General features: G+C 69.6%; 12 protein-coding genes. 2 read left to right on the forward strand and 10 right to left on the reverse strand.

Going from position 1 to position 15,786, the window contains the following annotated elements; genetic code table 11:
- Window positions 1-74: 74 nt before the first annotated feature.
- Window positions 75-290, forward strand: coding sequence for a hypothetical protein (locus D7X74_RS05920; protein WP_120531934.1), 216 nt, complete (start codon window positions 75-77; stop codon window positions 288-290).
- 57 nt (window positions 291-347) lie between these two features.
- Here the strand turns inward: D7X74_RS05920 and D7X74_RS05925 are convergent, their stop codons facing one another.
- The 10 genes from D7X74_RS05925 to D7X74_RS05970 form a co-directional block, all read right to left on the reverse strand.
- A complete protein-coding gene (locus D7X74_RS05925; RefSeq protein ID WP_120531935.1) occupies window positions 348-977 on the reverse strand; it encodes a hypothetical protein in 630 nt (209 codons plus the stop codon).
- A 123-nt stretch (window positions 978-1,100) separates the two neighbouring features.
- Entirely contained in the window at window positions 1,101-2,384 is a 1,284-nt protein-coding gene (locus D7X74_RS05930) for an Ig-like domain-containing protein (RefSeq protein ID WP_147446483.1), read from the reverse strand.
- A gap of 107 nt (window positions 2,385-2,491) precedes the next feature.
- A complete protein-coding gene (locus tag D7X74_RS05935) occupies window positions 2,492-3,397 on the reverse strand; it encodes a hypothetical protein (RefSeq protein WP_233601991.1) in 906 nt (301 codons plus the stop codon).
- The gene (locus D7X74_RS05940) at window positions 3,394-6,090 is read right to left on the reverse strand and encodes a PEP/pyruvate-binding domain-containing protein (protein ID WP_120531937.1); all 2,697 of its coding nucleotides are present in this window, start codon (window positions 6,088-6,090) and stop codon (window positions 3,394-3,396) included. Before D7X74_RS05940 ends, D7X74_RS05935 begins: the two co-directional genes overlap by 4 nt.
- A 13-nt stretch (window positions 6,091-6,103) precedes the next feature.
- Window positions 6,104-7,075 (reverse strand): NAD(P)-dependent oxidoreductase, encoded by a 972-nt coding sequence (locus D7X74_RS05945; RefSeq protein ID WP_120531938.1) that lies wholly within the window; start codon window positions 7,073-7,075, stop codon window positions 6,104-6,106.
- The gene (locus D7X74_RS05950; RefSeq protein WP_120531939.1) at window positions 7,063-7,710 is read right to left on the reverse strand and encodes an isoprenylcysteine carboxylmethyltransferase family protein; all 648 of its coding nucleotides are present in this window, start codon (window positions 7,708-7,710) and stop codon (window positions 7,063-7,065) included. Before D7X74_RS05950 ends, D7X74_RS05945 begins: the two co-directional genes overlap by 13 nt.
- Window positions 7,707-8,525, reverse strand: coding sequence for an AfsA-related hotdog domain-containing protein (locus tag D7X74_RS05955; protein WP_120531940.1), 819 nt, complete (start codon window positions 8,523-8,525; stop codon window positions 7,707-7,709). The genes D7X74_RS05950 and D7X74_RS05955 overlap by 4 nt, the downstream gene beginning before the upstream one ends.
- 155 nt (window positions 8,526-8,680) lie before the next feature.
- Window positions 8,681-10,441 (reverse strand): class II glutamine amidotransferase, encoded by a 1,761-nt coding sequence (locus tag D7X74_RS05960; protein ID WP_120531941.1) that lies wholly within the window; start codon window positions 10,439-10,441, stop codon window positions 8,681-8,683.
- Between the two features lie 11 nt (window positions 10,442-10,452).
- On the reverse strand, window positions 10,453-11,439 hold the full coding sequence (locus D7X74_RS05965; RefSeq protein WP_120531942.1) for an alpha-E domain-containing protein: 987 nt from the start codon (window positions 11,437-11,439) through the stop codon (window positions 10,453-10,455).
- Window positions 11,436-12,908, reverse strand: coding sequence for a circularly permuted type 2 ATP-grasp protein (locus tag D7X74_RS05970; RefSeq protein ID WP_120531943.1), 1,473 nt, complete (start codon window positions 12,906-12,908; stop codon window positions 11,436-11,438). The genes D7X74_RS05965 and D7X74_RS05970 overlap by 4 nt, the downstream gene beginning before the upstream one ends.
- 326 nt (window positions 12,909-13,234) lie before the next feature.
- On the opposite strand from D7X74_RS05970, the gene D7X74_RS05975 reads away from it, so the two are divergent.
- Entirely contained in the window at window positions 13,235-15,748 is a 2,514-nt protein-coding gene (locus D7X74_RS05975; protein WP_120531944.1) for an HYR domain-containing protein, read from the forward strand.
- Window positions 15,749-15,786 lie beyond the last annotated feature (38 nt).

Raw genomic sequence — 15,786 nt, forward strand, 5'->3', positions numbered from 1 at the left:
ACTTCGGCTGACTTTCCGTGGACTCCTCTCTATCCTTGGTTGCTGTATCAAACCCCTACTCCCAAGAGGTTGAGATGAACTCCTCCGTGAAGAAGGCTGGAAAGCTGATGCTCGCCGTCGCCGTGGGCGCGGCCGTGTCGTTTGGCTCCACCGTGGCGGCCTACTCCCGTCCGGCGGAGCCGCTGTCCTTCTGCCAGGGCAGCCAGGGCGGCACCTGCGTCAACGACTGTATCGCCGACGGGTTCAACCTCGGCCGGTGCTCCGGCGACGTCTGCGTCTGCTTCTACTGAGAACGCCGCATCCACGCCCCCGGAGAGTCCGGGGGCGTGCCCGGGTCTACGTGCGCATCACGGACAGCTCGTGCCTTCGCGGCGGCACACCCGGTCTCCGCAGAAGCACGAGTAGCCCGTCGCACAGGGGCCACAGGTCGGGGGCGTAGGCGTATAGGCCTGTCCGACGACGGTGACGGTGTTGAGCAACGTGGCGTGCGCCGTCTCCGCGTAGAGCCGGAAGTCGTAGGAGCTGCCCACGTAGATCCACGGCACGGACACGCAACCGCTCGGACCTCGGGACATGAGCGCCTCGGGCTGGCCGTTCATGCTCACCCACACCTCCCCCGTGGTGGCGTTGGTGACGCTCCAACAGACATTCGTCGTGCCCACCGTGGTGACGTTGGTGTTGATGCGCACGGTGGTGGGGTTCGCGGAGACCGTCCCAGAGGGGGTCAGCACGCACGTGGACTCATTCCCCAGGCGGGGGAGACACGGGAACTCCACCGGGTTGCACCGGTCGGAACACGTCGAGGACACCCGCGTGTAGCCCGAGGGACACAGACCACAGACAACGATCGTCTGCGCCGCGGCCGCCCCTTCACTGGACGCCAGCGCCGCGTCGTCGGGGGCCTCCGCCTCTTGGGAGTCCGGGCCCGAGCAGGCCACGGCGAACACAGCGAGAATCAACGGCAGGATGCGCTTCATGGGCAGCCACTCCTCGTATGGGTTTACGCGGAGCAGCGGACCATGAATGCGCAGAGAAACCCAACGCTTTACACACTCCGAGTGAACACAGGCTGGACACTTCCAATCCCAGTGCAGCCCAGGTCAGTCGTTGGCCGCGCCCGCGAGAATCCACGAACGGACGCGGACGACCAGCCCCGGGTTCTGATCGAAGTAGTCCGTGTCACCCTTGGGCATGCGGCTCCCGCACGTCGTGCCCTCCATCTTCTGGACGAGCGCGGAGCTGTCCGGGTCGCCGGGAACGACACGCGTGGTCGGACCGCAGACATTAGCGGTGACATTGACCAGGTTGCTGTAGCTGCTCCCCGACAAGAGGTTGAGGCCACCACTCCCGTTGGCGCCGTGGCAGCTCGTGCACGGCACGGAGTTCCACACGCCCTGGACATCCGTGGCGTACCGGGGCACCGAGACGGGCACGGTGAGCGTCCGGACCACGGGTGGGTTCTGCCCATCCGTGACGCTCACGGAAAGGGTGAACGACGTCTGCGTGCCCACGGCGGGCGAGTACCACTGTGCGCTCGCGCCGGTGCGCCCGCCCACCCAGGTGCCCTGTGACGCCGGGGCCGTCTGCGACCACGCGTAGGTCAGCGGGTCTCCCTCAGGGTCGCTCGCGGTGATGGAGAATGAGCCCGTCGCGCCAGCCACCAACGCCGCGGGCCCGGAGACGGTCGCGGTCACGGTGGGCGCCTGATTGACCTTCTGGACGACGACGTCGACCGTGCCCTGCGCACTGCCGCCCTTCCCATCCGTGACGGTGACGCGCAGCGTGTACGTCCCGCTGGAGGTCACAGCCGGGGCCGTCCAGGTGGGGTTGCTGGACGCAGGGGCGCTGAAGGTCCCCTTGGGAGTGACGGGCGTCACCTGCGCCCAGGCATACGTGAGCGTGTCGTTGTCCGCGTCGGAGGCACTCACCGCCAGGGCGAGGGACTGATGTTCGCCAAGCGTGGAAGGCGTGGCCGTGGGCACCGTCACCGTCGGAGGGTTGTTCCCCGCCACGGGCGGCGTGACATCCACGGCCACCGAGCCCTGCGCGGAGCCACCCCGGCCGTCGCTCACCGTCACCGTCAGCGTGAAGCGCTGATTGCTGTTCACCTGCGGAGCGGTCCAGGTGGGACTGGCCAGGGAGGCGTCATCGAACGCACCCTCCGGGGAGGCAGGGCTCTGCGTCCAGGCGTAGGTGAGCATGTCACCGTCCGCGTCCGACGCCTGCAGCGTCAACGCCACCGGGCCGCCCGCGGTCGACTGCGTCGCCTGGGCTGTCGGACCGATGAGGGTCGGGGGCGTGTTGGTGGTGGGTACAGCGTCATCGCCGCACGCGAGCCCGATGAGCAGCAACGGCAACAACAGTCGTGACGATGGATGGTGCATATGGGGTCCCCCTCGGAGAAAAAATCGCAGGGAACCTAGCAGGCTGTTGAAGCAGCGAAGCCCGGTGCCGCATGGCCCGGAGGTCGCCCTCAATTGAAGACTTCCTCTCAGGAGTACCTGCCCACAAAGGCATGCACGAGCATGGCGAAGAGGAACGCGAAGTAGCTGATCCCCGCCAACCGCCCCGACCGGCCGCGAGGACTGCGGGTCTTGAAGAACAAGGCCACGTTCAGGACGCCCACCGCGACGGGAGCCAGGAAGAGCCAGGCCGCTCCATGCGACAGATGGAACATCAGGCCCGAGGCCCCGACGACCAGCGCGAAGGCGAGGAGGCTGCTGGCCACCGACCCCACCTCATCGGAGTACAGCTTCTCCCCCGGCTTCGTGGAGCCCGGCCACGCCGTCTTCCGCATCACTTCCCAGTGCAGGTAGATGAACACCAGCCCCAGCACGACGAGCAGCCCTTGCGCCTCCGGAGCCCGGCCCGCTCGCTCCGCCTGCGCCAACCAGACGTAGGCGCCCTGCCCCACGTGCAACTGGATGGCGACCGCGATGGTCAGGAACATGCTCCCCTGGTACGTGGTGCTGTTCAGCTCCAGCCACCAGAGGAACAGGCTGTAGACCATGATGCCGAGCAGGATGAGGGCTCGCATCCACGACACCGCCAGGTTGGAGCCGAGCAGGATGGCGGCGCACACGGCGAGCGCGACGTACAGGTCCTGGAAGCTGACATCGCCCTTCGCCAATCCCCGCTCCGGGTTGTGGACCCGGTCGTATTCGTAGTCGCGCAGCTCATCCACGATGCGCATGAAGTAGCCCACGCCGAACACGCTCAGCGCCACGTGCAGCAGGTCCCACGACAACGCCAGCCCCTGCCCTCCTCCGAGCGTCCGGAGCATGCCGTCCAGGCTCAGGGACCAGAGCGTGACGACCACCAGGTAGAACAGCGGCGGGTAGCGCTGCCAGGAGTAGCGCAGCACGGCCCGGATCCGTGACGTCGCGGTCCTGCTCATGTCGACACCACCGTGACCGTGCCTGTTGAACCGTCCACGCGGATCCGCGCGCCGTCGGGGATTCGTGTCGTCGCATGGGCCACGCCCACCACCGTGGGGATGCCGAACTTCCGGCCCGCGATGGCCGTATGCGACAGCATGCTCCCACGCTCCACCACGATGCCGCCCGAGGCCAGCATCAGGAAGAGCCAGCCTGGATCCGTCTCCTTGGCGATGAGGATGTCGTCCTTGCAGAGCGAGCCCACCGCTCCCGGGTCCTTCACGATGCGCGCGAAGCCCTCGACGATGCCCGCGCTCGAACCGAGCCCCTTGAGCAGGGAAGCGTCATCGCTGGCGACCTCCACCGCCCTGGGGACACCGTCCGCCACGCTGCCCACGGTGGTGAAGTCGCGGGGTGGCTGGCGCTCCTGGTTGTCCTGCTGCTCCCGCCGGCGCAGCCGCACGAGCTCCCCCAGGTTCCGGGTGACGCTGCGGCCCTCGAAGTGGTCGAACACCTCCTTCATCGTGAGGTAGTGCACGTCCAGCGGTGAGTCGAATACGCCACGCTCCGCCATCCGCTGCCCCAGCGCCGCGAACACGCTCTTGCTGAAGCCGAAGAGCTGGCCGCGCCAGAACCGGCTGTCCTCACGCAGGCCAATCACCGTGCGCAGCCGTTCCAGCAACTGCTGAACCACGAGCTTCCGCAGCGGCTGTCCCTTCAGCAGCACCGCCAGCTGCGCCTCCGCCTCATTGCGCCGCATGGCATCCGAGGTCCGCAGCTCCGCCCGGGTGACGGACGTGCGCGCGTAGGACTGGACGATGCGCACCAGCTCCCACGGCGTGTCCCGCAGGTTCGGGCGCTCCACGTTCAGCTCCTGGACGCCCCGGTCGCCGTACTCGCTCAGGTGTTCGCGGAAGGCCCGGGCGAACGCGGGCGCCACCTCCCCGGAGGCGATCCGGCGCCACACCGCCTCCGCCTCCTCGGCCGCGAAGAGCTTCGCCAGCGCCGCATCCGCGCGCACGGTCTCCGCGAGCGCCACCGCGGAGAAGAGCGCATGACTGCCCTCATCCGGTTTGGCCCCGCACAGCAGGCCCGCGAGCAGGACGCTGGGGTCCTCACCGGTCCACTTGCGGAGGAACCGGCTCGCCAGCCCGTAGAACGAATTGATGTACCAATGGTTGATGAGCGTGAGCCCCCACCAGTTCCCCACCTCGCGCCAGACCTGACGGAAGTGGTGGATGAGGACCAGCGGATCCTCCCGATTCAGGGACAGGGTCCGCAGCCCCGCGAGCGTCTGTTTCCACCATGCGGCGTACTTCTCGAAGTCACGCTGGAACGACACGGTGGCGGCCAGTGCGCCCGCCGCGGAGCGACCCAGCGCGAACGCGTAGCTGGCGGTGCTGGGGAAGCTCTCACGGTGGCCGGGCAGTCGGATGACCAGCGAGGCATCCAACTGGAGCACGTCCTCCAGGTCCCGCATGGAGGTGATGGCGAGGAAGGGATTGATGCCATTGACGTGCATCAGGTTCGACAGCGAGTGGTAGACGCGCCCGTCGATGAAGCCCAGCATGTTCTGGAACGCGGGCCCGTGGTCGTGGAGCGTCCGCGCGTCCGCGCCCCACATGCGGCGCTGGAGGTCATAGAAGATGACCTCGTAGAAGTGACTGGCGAGCGAATACGTCAGCGGCGTGGTGACACCCGGGAAGCTCTCCGACACATTGCCGCAACCCCAGACACGAATCTTCCGGAAGTCGAAGGCGATGGGCCGCGATTGCAGGACGTGCAGCGTCCCGTCCTCCGTGAACGTGCCTTCGATGTCCTGGGGCACGCCGAAGGTGCGCTCGATGTCCTTCGCCAGCGTGGCCAGCCGCTGGAGCTCCGCGTCGGAGAGACATGGGGCGTCCCGCAGGGCCTCCGGGACGGGCTGCTCCAGCAACCCGCCGCCGGGCTCGGGGTTCTCACACAGCATCTCCGCCTTGTGGCCCAGCTCCCGGTCGATGCGGCCCGTCTGCGGGTGGATGAAGTAGTGGTCCACGCCGACCTTCTCCTGGACGACGCCCTCTCCAATCCCGTGCCCCGCGACAATCAGCGTCTTGCGCTCGGTCGTCTTCGGGTCGCAGGTGAAGAGCACGAACGAGCGGCGCCCCGGCACCATCCGCTGGACGCCCACCGCCACGGTGAGCCCCCGGACCTCACGTCCCTGGGACAGCCGGTAGATGAGCCCTTCGGGCGTATAGGCGGACGCCCAGCAGCGGCGGATCCGTTCGAGCAGCGCGTCGCGCCGCACGTAGAGGAACGTCGAACTCACCCCCGCGAACGGGTCGCTCTCCGAGTCCTCGCTCTCCCCCAGCGCGCGGCCCACCACGGAGGCGCGCACCGCGACCACCGCGTTGGCTCCGAAGGTCCGGTCGAACGCGTCCAGGATGGACGCCTCCCGCTCGGCGCTCAGGGGCACTTCGACGAAGAGCCTCTCAATCTCCTCCGCGACGCGGCGGATGTCCTGCTGGGACGAACGGTCCACCGTGGAGGTGAGCTGCTCGATGGCGGAGAGGATGGGGCTCGCGACCTCTTGGAACATCGTGGTGGTGAGACAGAAGAACTCGGGAACCGGGAAGCCGTGCCGCGCCAGGTGCTGCTGGCGCGCGAACTTCTGACCGACGTGGCTCGGGTCTCCGGCCTCGGTCATGGACACAAGTGGAAGGGGGGCGGACATGGCGGGGGTTCCTTCAGGAACGAAAGGTGTCGAGGGCGGCTCGCAGGGCCTCCACCGGAGACCGTGCGAGGAGTGCGCGCATGCCGGGCACCGCCTTGAGCCGCGCGACGTCCAGGCACTGCGAGCGGGTGAGCAACTCCAGACGTTCGGCCAGCGCCTGGGCACGGCGACTGGGGGCATCACGCAGGGCCTTCAGGAGCAGGTCGGGGACGCGCACCTTCACGACCGGCGGGGGCAACCCGAGCCCCTGCACCAGCGTGCCCAGGAACTCCGAGCGCACCAGCGGGCGCGAATACGCCACGTTGTAGGCCCGCTGTTCGGGACGGGGCGTGTCCATCATGCGGCGTGCGAGCTTCCAGATGATGCGCGCATGGTCATCCACGTCGATGACCGAGCAGGCCACCGTGTCCGCCCCGAGCTGGCGCCTGCGCTCCAGCATCTTCACCATCGCGGGGAGGACGAACCGGTCGCCCTGTCCGATGAGGAAGCGCGTGCGCAGCAACGCCGCGCCCATGCCGGCTGCGGCCGCGTGCTTCGTGATGAGCGCCTCGGACGCCACGCGGGAGCGGGCCAGGGGCGTGACGGGGTTCAACGGATGCGCTTCCGTCACGCCCAGGTGCGGACCCGGCCCATAGACGGACATGGAGCTGCCGTGGATGACGCCCCGGCAGTCCTTGGTGAGGCGTGACAGCAGCTTCTGCGTTCCCTCCACGTTGGTCCGCTCGAAGCCCGTGCCGTCGGTGTCCCGGGGCTTCGTGGCGAAGTGCAGGACCACGTAGGGGTGCGACGGGAACAACGCCTCCGGGATGGCGTGCAGGTCTCCGCGATGGACGTGGACGTCTTCGCCCCACGCGCGCCCATCCGGAGAGCGCACCAGCGCGTGCACGGAATGCGCGCCGCGCTGGCGCAGGATGGCCTGCCCCATGAGGCCCGTCGCACCGAGCAGCACGACGTCAAAGCCCTCCCCGCCCGTTACCAGAGCCATGGGACCAACCGCTTGCGCGTCGCCGCGTAGGCCTCGTAGCCCGGGAAGGAGCCCAGCAGCAGCTTCTCCTCGTGCCGGATGCGCAGCAGCACCGCCGGCACGAAGAGCACCGTGAACGCGGCGATGGCCGGCACGCTGGGAAAGACAAACAGGTAGCCCACGTGCGCCAGCAACATGCCGGTGTACGCCGGGTGCCGGAGCTTCCGGTAGACGCCGCCCGTGACGAGCAGGCTCGCATCCGGCAGCCGCACCCGGTGCGAATAGGCCCGCCCCAGCGTGCGGATGGCCGTCAACCGCAGCACCACCGCGCCGATGAAGCAGACCAGCCCCCCGGCCCGAATCCCGGGGCCCACCTCCAGCGTGGGGAACACCTGCGCGAGCAGCAGCGTGGTCAGCCGCGCCACGGCGTAGAGTTCGAGCGTGGAGCCGTCACGCTCGGCGGTGGGCTTGCTCGTCTCACGCAGCGTCACCCGGCTCTCAATCAACATCCACGCCACGTAGGCCGCGAGCATCAGGCCCGCCACGACGCGGCTGTCCTCCGGCGTGCGCGAAAGCTGCCGGAGGCCCAGCGGGACGAGCAACCCCAGCCCCGTCACCATCAGCAGGGTGGGCATCCACCGGTGCAGGTGCTTCATGACGCCGCCTTGCTGACGGCCCCGAGCAGCCCCGAGAAACAGCAGACCCCGTCCTGCCAGCCCTGCACGGCGATCCACATGCGGCCCTTGCGGCCTTCGGTTCGCACCGGCTCCGCCCACTCCGGCAGCCGGAAGCTGACGAAGGTGCGCATCACCAGCGGTGCGTCGAGGCGCACGAAGCGCTGAAACTCCAACGTGAGCCGGGTCAGGATGGTGACCCAGTCGAACGGCAGCCCCACCCCGTGGATGCTCGCGAGGCTCGCCTGGCGGGCGATCTCCGTGAGGAGCATGCCCTGCACGTGCTCGGAGGGATGGTCGAAGAGGAACTCCGGCGACTCCATGAACGCGTTGAACTGGTGCAGCGCGCCCACCCGGCAGCCGTTGGCGAGCAGCACGTTCGCCGGATCGCGCTTGTGGACGAGCACCGCGTCCGTGCGCTCCATCGGCCGCGTGTCCCCTTCCGCGAACAACTGCCGGCCCTCGGAGATGGGGTTCTTCACCGGCACGCGGCCCAGGAGCTCGGTGAGGTTCGCGGGCGGATCCTTCTTCCAGGGACCGCCCACGCAGACGCCCACCGGCGTGGCGTCCGCCCAGTCCGCGAGCTCACGGTGTTCGGAGGCGCGCGCGCCCAGGTAGACGCCACAGTGCTCCTGGAGCGCCGCCGCCAGGAACTCCGCCTCCTCCACGTTCTTCACCGGGATGCGACACGGGTGGTCGACTTCCGGGAGGAGGGACTCGGGCACGAGCAGGAACGGAACAGCTTCCGGCGACTCCACCCGCACGCGGCGCGCGGGAGGGCTGGAATTGGCTTCCATGTCTGTCTTTCTCCAACTGAGGGGGAAAGACAGTCTAGGAACCGGCCTGTCTCCATACGAGGACCGGGGGAGGCAACCCCTGACGCCGGTGGATCAGGACCCGAGGGATTCGCGGATCCGTCTTCGTGAAACACGACCCCGGGACGGGTGAGACATCACTGTCCTTCGGGCATCACCGGCTCGCAGCGGACCCACACCTCCAACTGCTCGCCCCCGCCTCCCAGGTAGATGGTGCCCGTGGTCGGCGTCGCGTCCGAGTACTGCCGGCCCACCGCCACGCGCACGTGGTCGGTCTGCGTGAGGATGCCGTTGGTCGGGTCGAACCCCTTCCACCCCACCTCCGGCAGATACACCTGCACCCACGCGTGGGACGCCTCCGCCTGCGCCGTGTTCGCGTGCTTGGGCCCCGTGTAGAGGTAGCCGCACACGTAGCGCGCCGGCACGCCCAACAGGCGCGCCAGGCAGATGAACACGTTGGCGAAGTCCTGGCAGACGCCCCTGCGCGCCGAATACACGGAGAAGGCCGTGGTGTTCAGCGTCGTCGTGCCCTGCGCGTACTGGTACTCCTTGAAGATGGAGTAGTTGATGTCCAGCAGCGTGTCCAAGAGGTCGAAGTCGTTGCGACGCGCGAAGCTCATCGCGTACTCGGACAGCTCCTCCAGTTGCGTGTCCGGCAGCTCCGGCGGCAGCAGGTACGGCTGGAGCATGTTCGCCTGCCACGGCATCCACACCAGCGGCAGCACCGAGCGCACGTGCAGGGGCCGGTAACCCAATGGATCCGTGTCGCGCAGCTCCACGCGCGAGCGGGCCTCCATCACCAGCTCCGTGTAGGGCATGTCCACCATCGCCCGGCGCACCCGGTTGCCGAAGACGTCCTCGTACTCCGAGCGCGTCACACCCGCCGACAGCGTCACGTCGTGCGACAGGAGCGACTGGAGCCGGTCATGCAGGGGCGTCAGCCGCAACAGGTGCGAGCTGCGCTCCACCGGGTTCTGGTAGCGGTAGACGGTGCGGTGCACCACGTCCATCACCCGCACCGGCGTCTCCGGCGGACGGCGCAGGCGGCTTCGCGCCTCGAACTCCGCCGCCATCGCGGGCGCCACCGTGCCCTGCGCCCCCGGCGGCAGCGCCTCCACGCGGATGGCCCCCTGGCGCACCAGCACCAGGCCTCCCGGCGTGAGCTGCGTCCAGTTCGCCGGCACGTCCGTGCGCGAGTCCAAGGGCTGCGTGGCGACGATGACGCCCTTGCGGCTCTTGGCCCCGCGGCGCGTGAGATCCAACTCCACGTCCTCGTCGCCCAGCACCAGCCGCTCGTAGGGCGGCGACACCTGCCACACCCAGCCCTGCGTCGCGCCGGTGCAGTCCGCGTAGAGCAGCAGGTCCCGGCCGTCCGACACCACCAGCGTCAACGGCCCCAGCTGGTTCAGCTCCTCCAGCCACGCGCGCAGCCGGAACGCGTCCACCTCTCCCAGGCTTCGCCAGCCCTGGTCCTGCATCCAGTCCAGGAAGCGGCAGAACAGCGTCTCCGAGTCCGTGGAGCCCACCGGTTCGAAGCGCGCGCCGACGGGCATCTTCAGCCGCTGCTCCAGGCTGCCGCTGTGCGCGAGCAGCCAGTCCCGGCCCCAGGCGCTGCGGCAGAACGGCTGCGTGTTGGCCTCCGTGATGGGCCCCCACGTCGCCGTGCGCAGGTGCAGCAGCATCAGCGAGGACTCCAGCGGATCCCACGTGCGCACCAGCTCGCTGCGGGTGCTGTGCAGTTGGGGCGCGGCTTCCTTCAACACCGTGGCCGCGAACTCGCCGCCCGGGTAGTAGCCCACGCCCCAGCCGTCCGGCGGCTTGCGTCCGGGGGCAAGGCAGCGCAGGTCCAGACCGGGGGCGAGCTCTCCCTCGAAGGACAGCGCGAGCAGGTTCAACATGGGCGCGGACTCTACCCGGCCATCTCCTGGGTGCCCACCTGCACGGGGGCCCGTCCGAAAAAATCGCGGGAGATCAGCGTGCACAGCGCGTCCGTGCCCTCCACCATGCGCGTGAGCAGGGCGTGCACCGCGTCACCCTCGCCCGCCAGGGACTGGGGCGTCAGCTGTTCCACCAGGGGCACCAGCCGGGACAGGCACTCCTCTCCTGGCTGCCCCTTCGCCACCACCGGGCACAGGTGCCCCAGATAGCGGTACGCGGACTCCAGGCAGAAGCGCACCGAGCGCGGGAAGCGCGGCTCGAACAGCAGGAACGCCGCCACCGCGTCGCCAGTCACCCGGCCCTGGTGGCTCTTCATGAAGGGCTCGAAGCCGGAGCACGCGCGCAAGAGCGACAGCCACAGCGCCGTCTCCACCACCCGGTGCCCGTGCTTCATCTCGCTGAAGACGTGGTGGTGCACGTCCAGCAGACGCGACGTCTGCCCCGCCCGCTCCAGCATCACGCCCAGCCAGACGAACTCCTGGGGCGTGTCGTGCAGCATGGTGCTGTCCAAGAGGCCCAGGCACAGCTGCACCATGCGCCGGATGTGCTGGTAGAAGCCGAAGCGCGACGCGGCGTACTCCGCCCGGCCCGTCTCGCCGGTGAGGAAGTGGTACAGCTCGTTCGTCACCTCCCAGCACTCGCGGCTGACCACCTCGCGGATGGTGCGCGCGTTGTCGCGCGCCGCCAGCACCGTGTGCACCAGGCTGGAGCCGTTGTCCTGCTCCCAGGTGAGGAAGTGCTGCACCGCCTCGCCGTCGGACTCGGCCTTCACGCCGTGCTTCCCCGCGAAGGTGGACCGCTCCCCGAAGATGGCCAGCGCCGGCACCCAGCACTGGTCCGCCGGCAGGTCCGCGTCCAGCGCGAGCTGATCCGTCATCTGCAACACCCGCGCGACGCTCTCCAGCCGCTCCAGGTAGCGCCCCAACCAGAAGCAGTGCTCCGCGATGCGGGCAATCATGCATCCTCCTTCTGGACCCAGGTGTCCTTGGAACCGCCACCCTGGCTGGAGTTGACCACGTAGGAGCCCGCGCGCAGCGCCACGCGGCTCAAGCCGCCCGGCAGCACCCACGGACCCTGCGGCGTGGTGAGGATGTACGGACGCAGGTCCACCCGCCGGGCGACGACCGTCCCGGAGGCCGCGTCCCACGTGGGACAGGTGGACAGCTCCACGCGCGGCTGCGCGATGTAGCGCCGGGGCTGCGCGAGGATGCGCTGGCGGAAGTCCTCCCGCTCCTCCTTCGTGGACTGCGGTCCCATCAACATGCCGTAGCCGCCCGCCTCGTCCACCGCCTTCACCACCAGCTCCTCCAGGTGGTCCAGCACGTAGCGGCGGTCGGCCTCCCGCGCGCACACGTACGTGGGCACCTGCTCCAGGATGGGCGTCTCGTTCAGGTAGAAGCGGATGAACTCCGGCACGAACGCGTACACCGCCTTGTCATCCGCCACGCCGTTGCCCGGCGCGTTGGCCAGCGCCACGTTGCCCGCCGCCCAGGCGCGCAAGAGGCCCCTCACGCCCAGCATGCTGTCGGGCCGGAAGGCCTCCGGGTCGATGAACGCGTCGTCGATTCTCCGGTAGATGACGTGCACGCGCTTGGGCCCGCGCGTGGTGCGCAGCCAGACGCGGTCGTCGTCCACGAAGAGGTCCGCGCCGTGCACCAGCTCCACGCCCATGGTGCGCGCGAGGAAGCTGTGCTCGAAGTAGGCGGAGTTGTACGGGCCCGGCGTCAGCACCACCGCGGTGGAGCGCTCCGGGTCCTCCGGGGACGACGCGCGCAGCGTCTCCGCGAGCTTCGCCGGGTAGTGGTCCACGCGCCGCACCCGCGTGCGCTCCAGCACCTCCGGCAGCACGCGCTTGGAGAGCACGCGGCCCTCCAGCACGTACGACACGCCCGAGGGCGTGCGCAGGTTGTCCTCCAGCACCCGGAAGGTGCCCTGCCCGTCGCGGATGAGGTCGATGCCCGCGATGTGGATGCGCACCCCACCCGCGGGCCGCACGCCCCGCAGCTTCGGCAGGTACTGCGGCGTGCCCAGCACCATGTCCCGCAGCTCCGGCCGCCCGGCGAAGATGCGCTGCTCGCCGTAGATGTCATCCAGGAACAGGCCCAGCGCGCGCACGCGCTGCTCCAGCCCGCGCTCCACGTGCTCCCAGTCGGAGGCCGACACCAGCCGGGGGATGAGGCAGAAGGGGAAGATGCGCTCCGTGCCCCGTTGATCCGCGTACACGGAGAACGTCACGCCCTGGTTCATCAGCGCCCGCTCCGCCAGCGCCTGCATCCGCGAGAACTCCGCCGGAGTGCGCGCGCCCAGTCGCTCCAACAGCCGCAGCACGTCCTCGCGCGGTGACTCCCCGGTGCCCAACAGCTCGTCCCAGGTGCCCGGCGCGATGCCATACCCTTCGAAGAGGCCTCGGACCTGAAGCTGTCTCATGGTGCACCTTGTCTCGTACCCGAAGACGCACGACGCCATGCGTCAGAGCGGACTCTACCGGGGGATTCCAGGGCGCGACAGTTGCCAGTCTCAGCGAATGGGAATCCGGGCCCGGCCGGCCGGTGGTGAACACATGAAACAGGTGTGACACCGCTTCCCAGCGATGGCTTGCGAACAGTCAGCCGGCCCCCGGGTTGTGGATCCGCCGGACCGTGCGGACGGTGCGCACCCAGTGTGGGTGACGTCAGGCGGGTCCCGCGTGGATCCACCGGACGGCGGTCGCCAAGCAGTCGGTGTCACGGGCGTTGTGGCGGGGAGGGGTCGGGATGATGACTGTCAGCGGTCGTGCGTGGCTTTCGGCGTTGGCACTGGTGGCGGTCGGCGGCCCCGCGCTGGCGGCGGGTGACGGCCCGGATTCGGTGAGCGTGCGTCAGCTGTCGAAGCTGCCGGACGAGAACGTCTTCTCCAGCCTGGTCACGAACTTCGAGTCCCAGCCCCGGGCCCTCCTGAACGGGCAGCTCTATTTCTTCACCGGCCCGCGCGTGGAGTCCTACGAGCACCGGCCCCTGACGCTGTGGGCGACGGATGGCACCGCCCAGGGCACGCGCTCCGTGCAGGACCTGGTGCCGGCCTCCGCCGTCATGGACCCTATGACGTTGGCCGCGGTGCCCGGCCGCCTGTTCTTCTCCGCCTGGAGCTACTCGGCCAGCGGCCGCGAGTTGTGGACGAGCGACGGCACCGCCCAGGGCACCCACGTCGTGCGCGACATCCAACCGGGGGTGGCCAGCGGCGTGCGCTCGCCCAACCTGCCCGTCGCCTTCGGCGACTCCGTGCTGTTCGTCGCGGAGGGCAGCGAGGGCGACAGCGAGATCTGGAAGTCGGACGGCACCGAAGCGGGCACCGTGCGCATCAAGGACGTGCTGCCCGGCCCCCAGGGTTCCTTCCCTTCCATCCTGGGGCGGTGTGGCGACGCCATGCTCTTCAGCGCCGCCGGTCCCGAGGGCCGCGAGCTGTGGCGCACGGATGGCACCGAAGCGGGCACCTGGCGCGTGCGCGACATCCATCCCGGCGTAGGGTCCTCGAATCCCAGCGCCATCACCGCGATGGGCTCCACCTGCTTCTTCACCGTGGACGACGTCCAGCACGGCCGGGCCCTGTGGAAGACGGACGGGACGGAGAAGGGCACCGCCCTGGTGAGCGACCTCGTCGCGGGCCGCTTCGAGCCGGCGTTGAGCCAGTTCACCGCGCTGGGTGACACCCTGCTGTTCCTCGCGCAGGACGGCCAGCAGGTGGACCTCTGGCGCACGGACGGCACCGAAGCGGGCACCCTGCCGGTGAAGGCGCTTCCCAGGGACATCACCGGGACGGTCACGCTCGTCCGTGCGGGCGCGCGCGTCTACTACCTCACCCAGGGCACGGGCTCCGGCCGCCAGTTGTGGATGACGGACGGCACGGCGGAGAAGACCACGGTCGTCCCGCTGGAGGACGCGGGTCAGCAGAGGGTGCCGAGCTTCCTCGCCGCCTGGGGGGATGAGCTCGTCTTCTACCGCGCCCCGAATGAGTGGGGCGCGGAGTTGTGGCGCACCGACGGCACCGCCCAGGGCACGTACCGCCTGGCCCGCGTGCCGTCGAGCCGGACCTACTCACCGTCGACGGTGGTGTCCTTCGGGGACTCGCTGCTGGTGCCGGATGACAGCAACTTCCAGGGCCTGTCGCTGTGGCGGCTGGACCGCGACGCCACGGCGCCCGCCTTCCGGGACTGCCCGGCCCACCTGGACGTGCCCGCCACGCATGCGCAGGGCACGGAGATGCACCTCCCGGTGCCCACGCTCACCGGCGGACAGGCGCCCCTGACGGTGCGCACCAGCCATCCCGAGGGCACACCGCTGTCCATGCCCATGGGCTTCGGCGTCTACTACGAGGCCGAGGACGCGCAGGGTCGCGTCGCCGCGTGCGCCATGGACGTCACCGTGGCCGACCTGACGCCGCCCACCATCCAGGGCTGCCCGTCGGAGCTCATCGTCAACACCCGTTCGTCCCAGGGCGCCACGGTGTACTACCCGCCCTTCACGGTGACGGAGGAGTCGGGCGGCGACGTCATCACCTCCGTCATCCCGGAGAACGGCAGCACCCTGCCCGTGGGCACGACGCTGGTGACGATGACGGCCCGCGACCGCGTGGGCAACACGTCCACCTGCGCCTTCCCCGTCACCGTGCGCGACGGCCAGCCGCCCGCGGCCGCGTGCAAGGTGTCCGAGGTGCGCGTGGAGGCCGAAGGGCCTGACGGCGCGCGCGCGTGGTGGCCGGAGGCTGACGCCAGCGACAACGTCTCCGCGCGGACGACCACCTCCCGCACGCACTCGCCCGGCGACCTGTTCCCCCTGGGCATCACCCGCGTGCAGCTCACCCGCACCGATGAGGCGGGCAACAGCCGCGCGTGTGAAATCCAGGTGAAGGTGCGCGACTCCCGGCCGCCCGCCCTCACCTGCCCGGAGGACGTCACGCTCAAGACCGCCGTGATGTCCGGCACCCGCGCCGACTACCCGCTGGCCACCGCCGAGGACACCGTGTCCCCGGCGGAGATCCTCTACACCCCGGAGCTTGGGACGCCGCTGGCGCCGGGGATGCACTCGGTGCAGGTGACCGCCCTGGACCGGGCCGGCAACGCGGCGCTGTGCAACTTCCACGTCGCCGTGGAGTACGACCCGACGTCGGACATGTCGCGCAGCCTGGGGTGCTCCGTGGGCAGCGGGCCGGCGTCAGGCGCGGGCTGGGCGGCGCTGCTCCTCCTTGGCTGGACGCTCAGCCGCCGGAAGAAGGGCACCGAGCACGACGCGTGAGCATCCGGCATGGCGGCGGGGGGGACTTCCGCTACAGT

Source organism: Corallococcus sp. CA047B (assembly GCF_003612065.1).
Taxonomy (GTDB): domain Bacteria; phylum Myxococcota; class Myxococcia; order Myxococcales; family Myxococcaceae; genus Corallococcus; species Corallococcus praedator.

Bases quoted from the DNA above. Each gene is read 5' to 3' on its own strand.
- D7X74_RS05920 (WP_120531934.1), top strand. From the start codon at position 75: ATGAACTCCTCCGTGAAGAAGGCTGGAAAGCTGATGCTCGCCGTCGCC.
- D7X74_RS05925 (WP_120531935.1), bottom strand. From the start codon at position 977: ATGAAGCGCATCCTGCCGTTGATTCTCGCTGTGTTCGCCGTGGCCTGC.
- D7X74_RS05930 (WP_147446483.1), bottom strand. From the start codon at position 2,384: ATGCACCATCCATCGTCACGACTGTTGTTGCCGTTGCTGCTCATCGGG.
- D7X74_RS05935 (WP_233601991.1), bottom strand. From the start codon at position 3,397: ATGAGCAGGACCGCGACGTCACGGATCCGGGCCGTGCTGCGCTACTCC.
- D7X74_RS05940 (WP_120531937.1), bottom strand. From the start codon at position 6,090: ATGTCCGCCCCCCTTCCACTTGTGTCCATGACCGAGGCCGGAGACCCG.
- D7X74_RS05945 (WP_120531938.1), bottom strand. From the start codon at position 7,075: ATGGCTCTGGTAACGGGCGGGGAGGGCTTTGACGTCGTGCTGCTCGGT.
- D7X74_RS05950 (WP_120531939.1), bottom strand. From the start codon at position 7,710: ATGAAGCACCTGCACCGGTGGATGCCCACCCTGCTGATGGTGACGGGG.
- D7X74_RS05955 (WP_120531940.1), bottom strand. From the start codon at position 8,525: ATGGAAGCCAATTCCAGCCCTCCCGCGCGCCGCGTGCGGGTGGAGTCG.
- D7X74_RS05960 (WP_120531941.1), bottom strand. From the start codon at position 10,441: ATGTTGAACCTGCTCGCGCTGTCCTTCGAGGGAGAGCTCGCCCCCGGT.
- D7X74_RS05965 (WP_120531942.1), bottom strand. From the start codon at position 11,439: ATGATTGCCCGCATCGCGGAGCACTGCTTCTGGTTGGGGCGCTACCTG.
- D7X74_RS05970 (WP_120531943.1), bottom strand. From the start codon at position 12,908: ATGAGACAGCTTCAGGTCCGAGGCCTCTTCGAAGGGTATGGCATCGCG.
- D7X74_RS05975 (WP_120531944.1), top strand. From the start codon at position 13,235: ATGATGACTGTCAGCGGTCGTGCGTGGCTTTCGGCGTTGGCACTGGTG.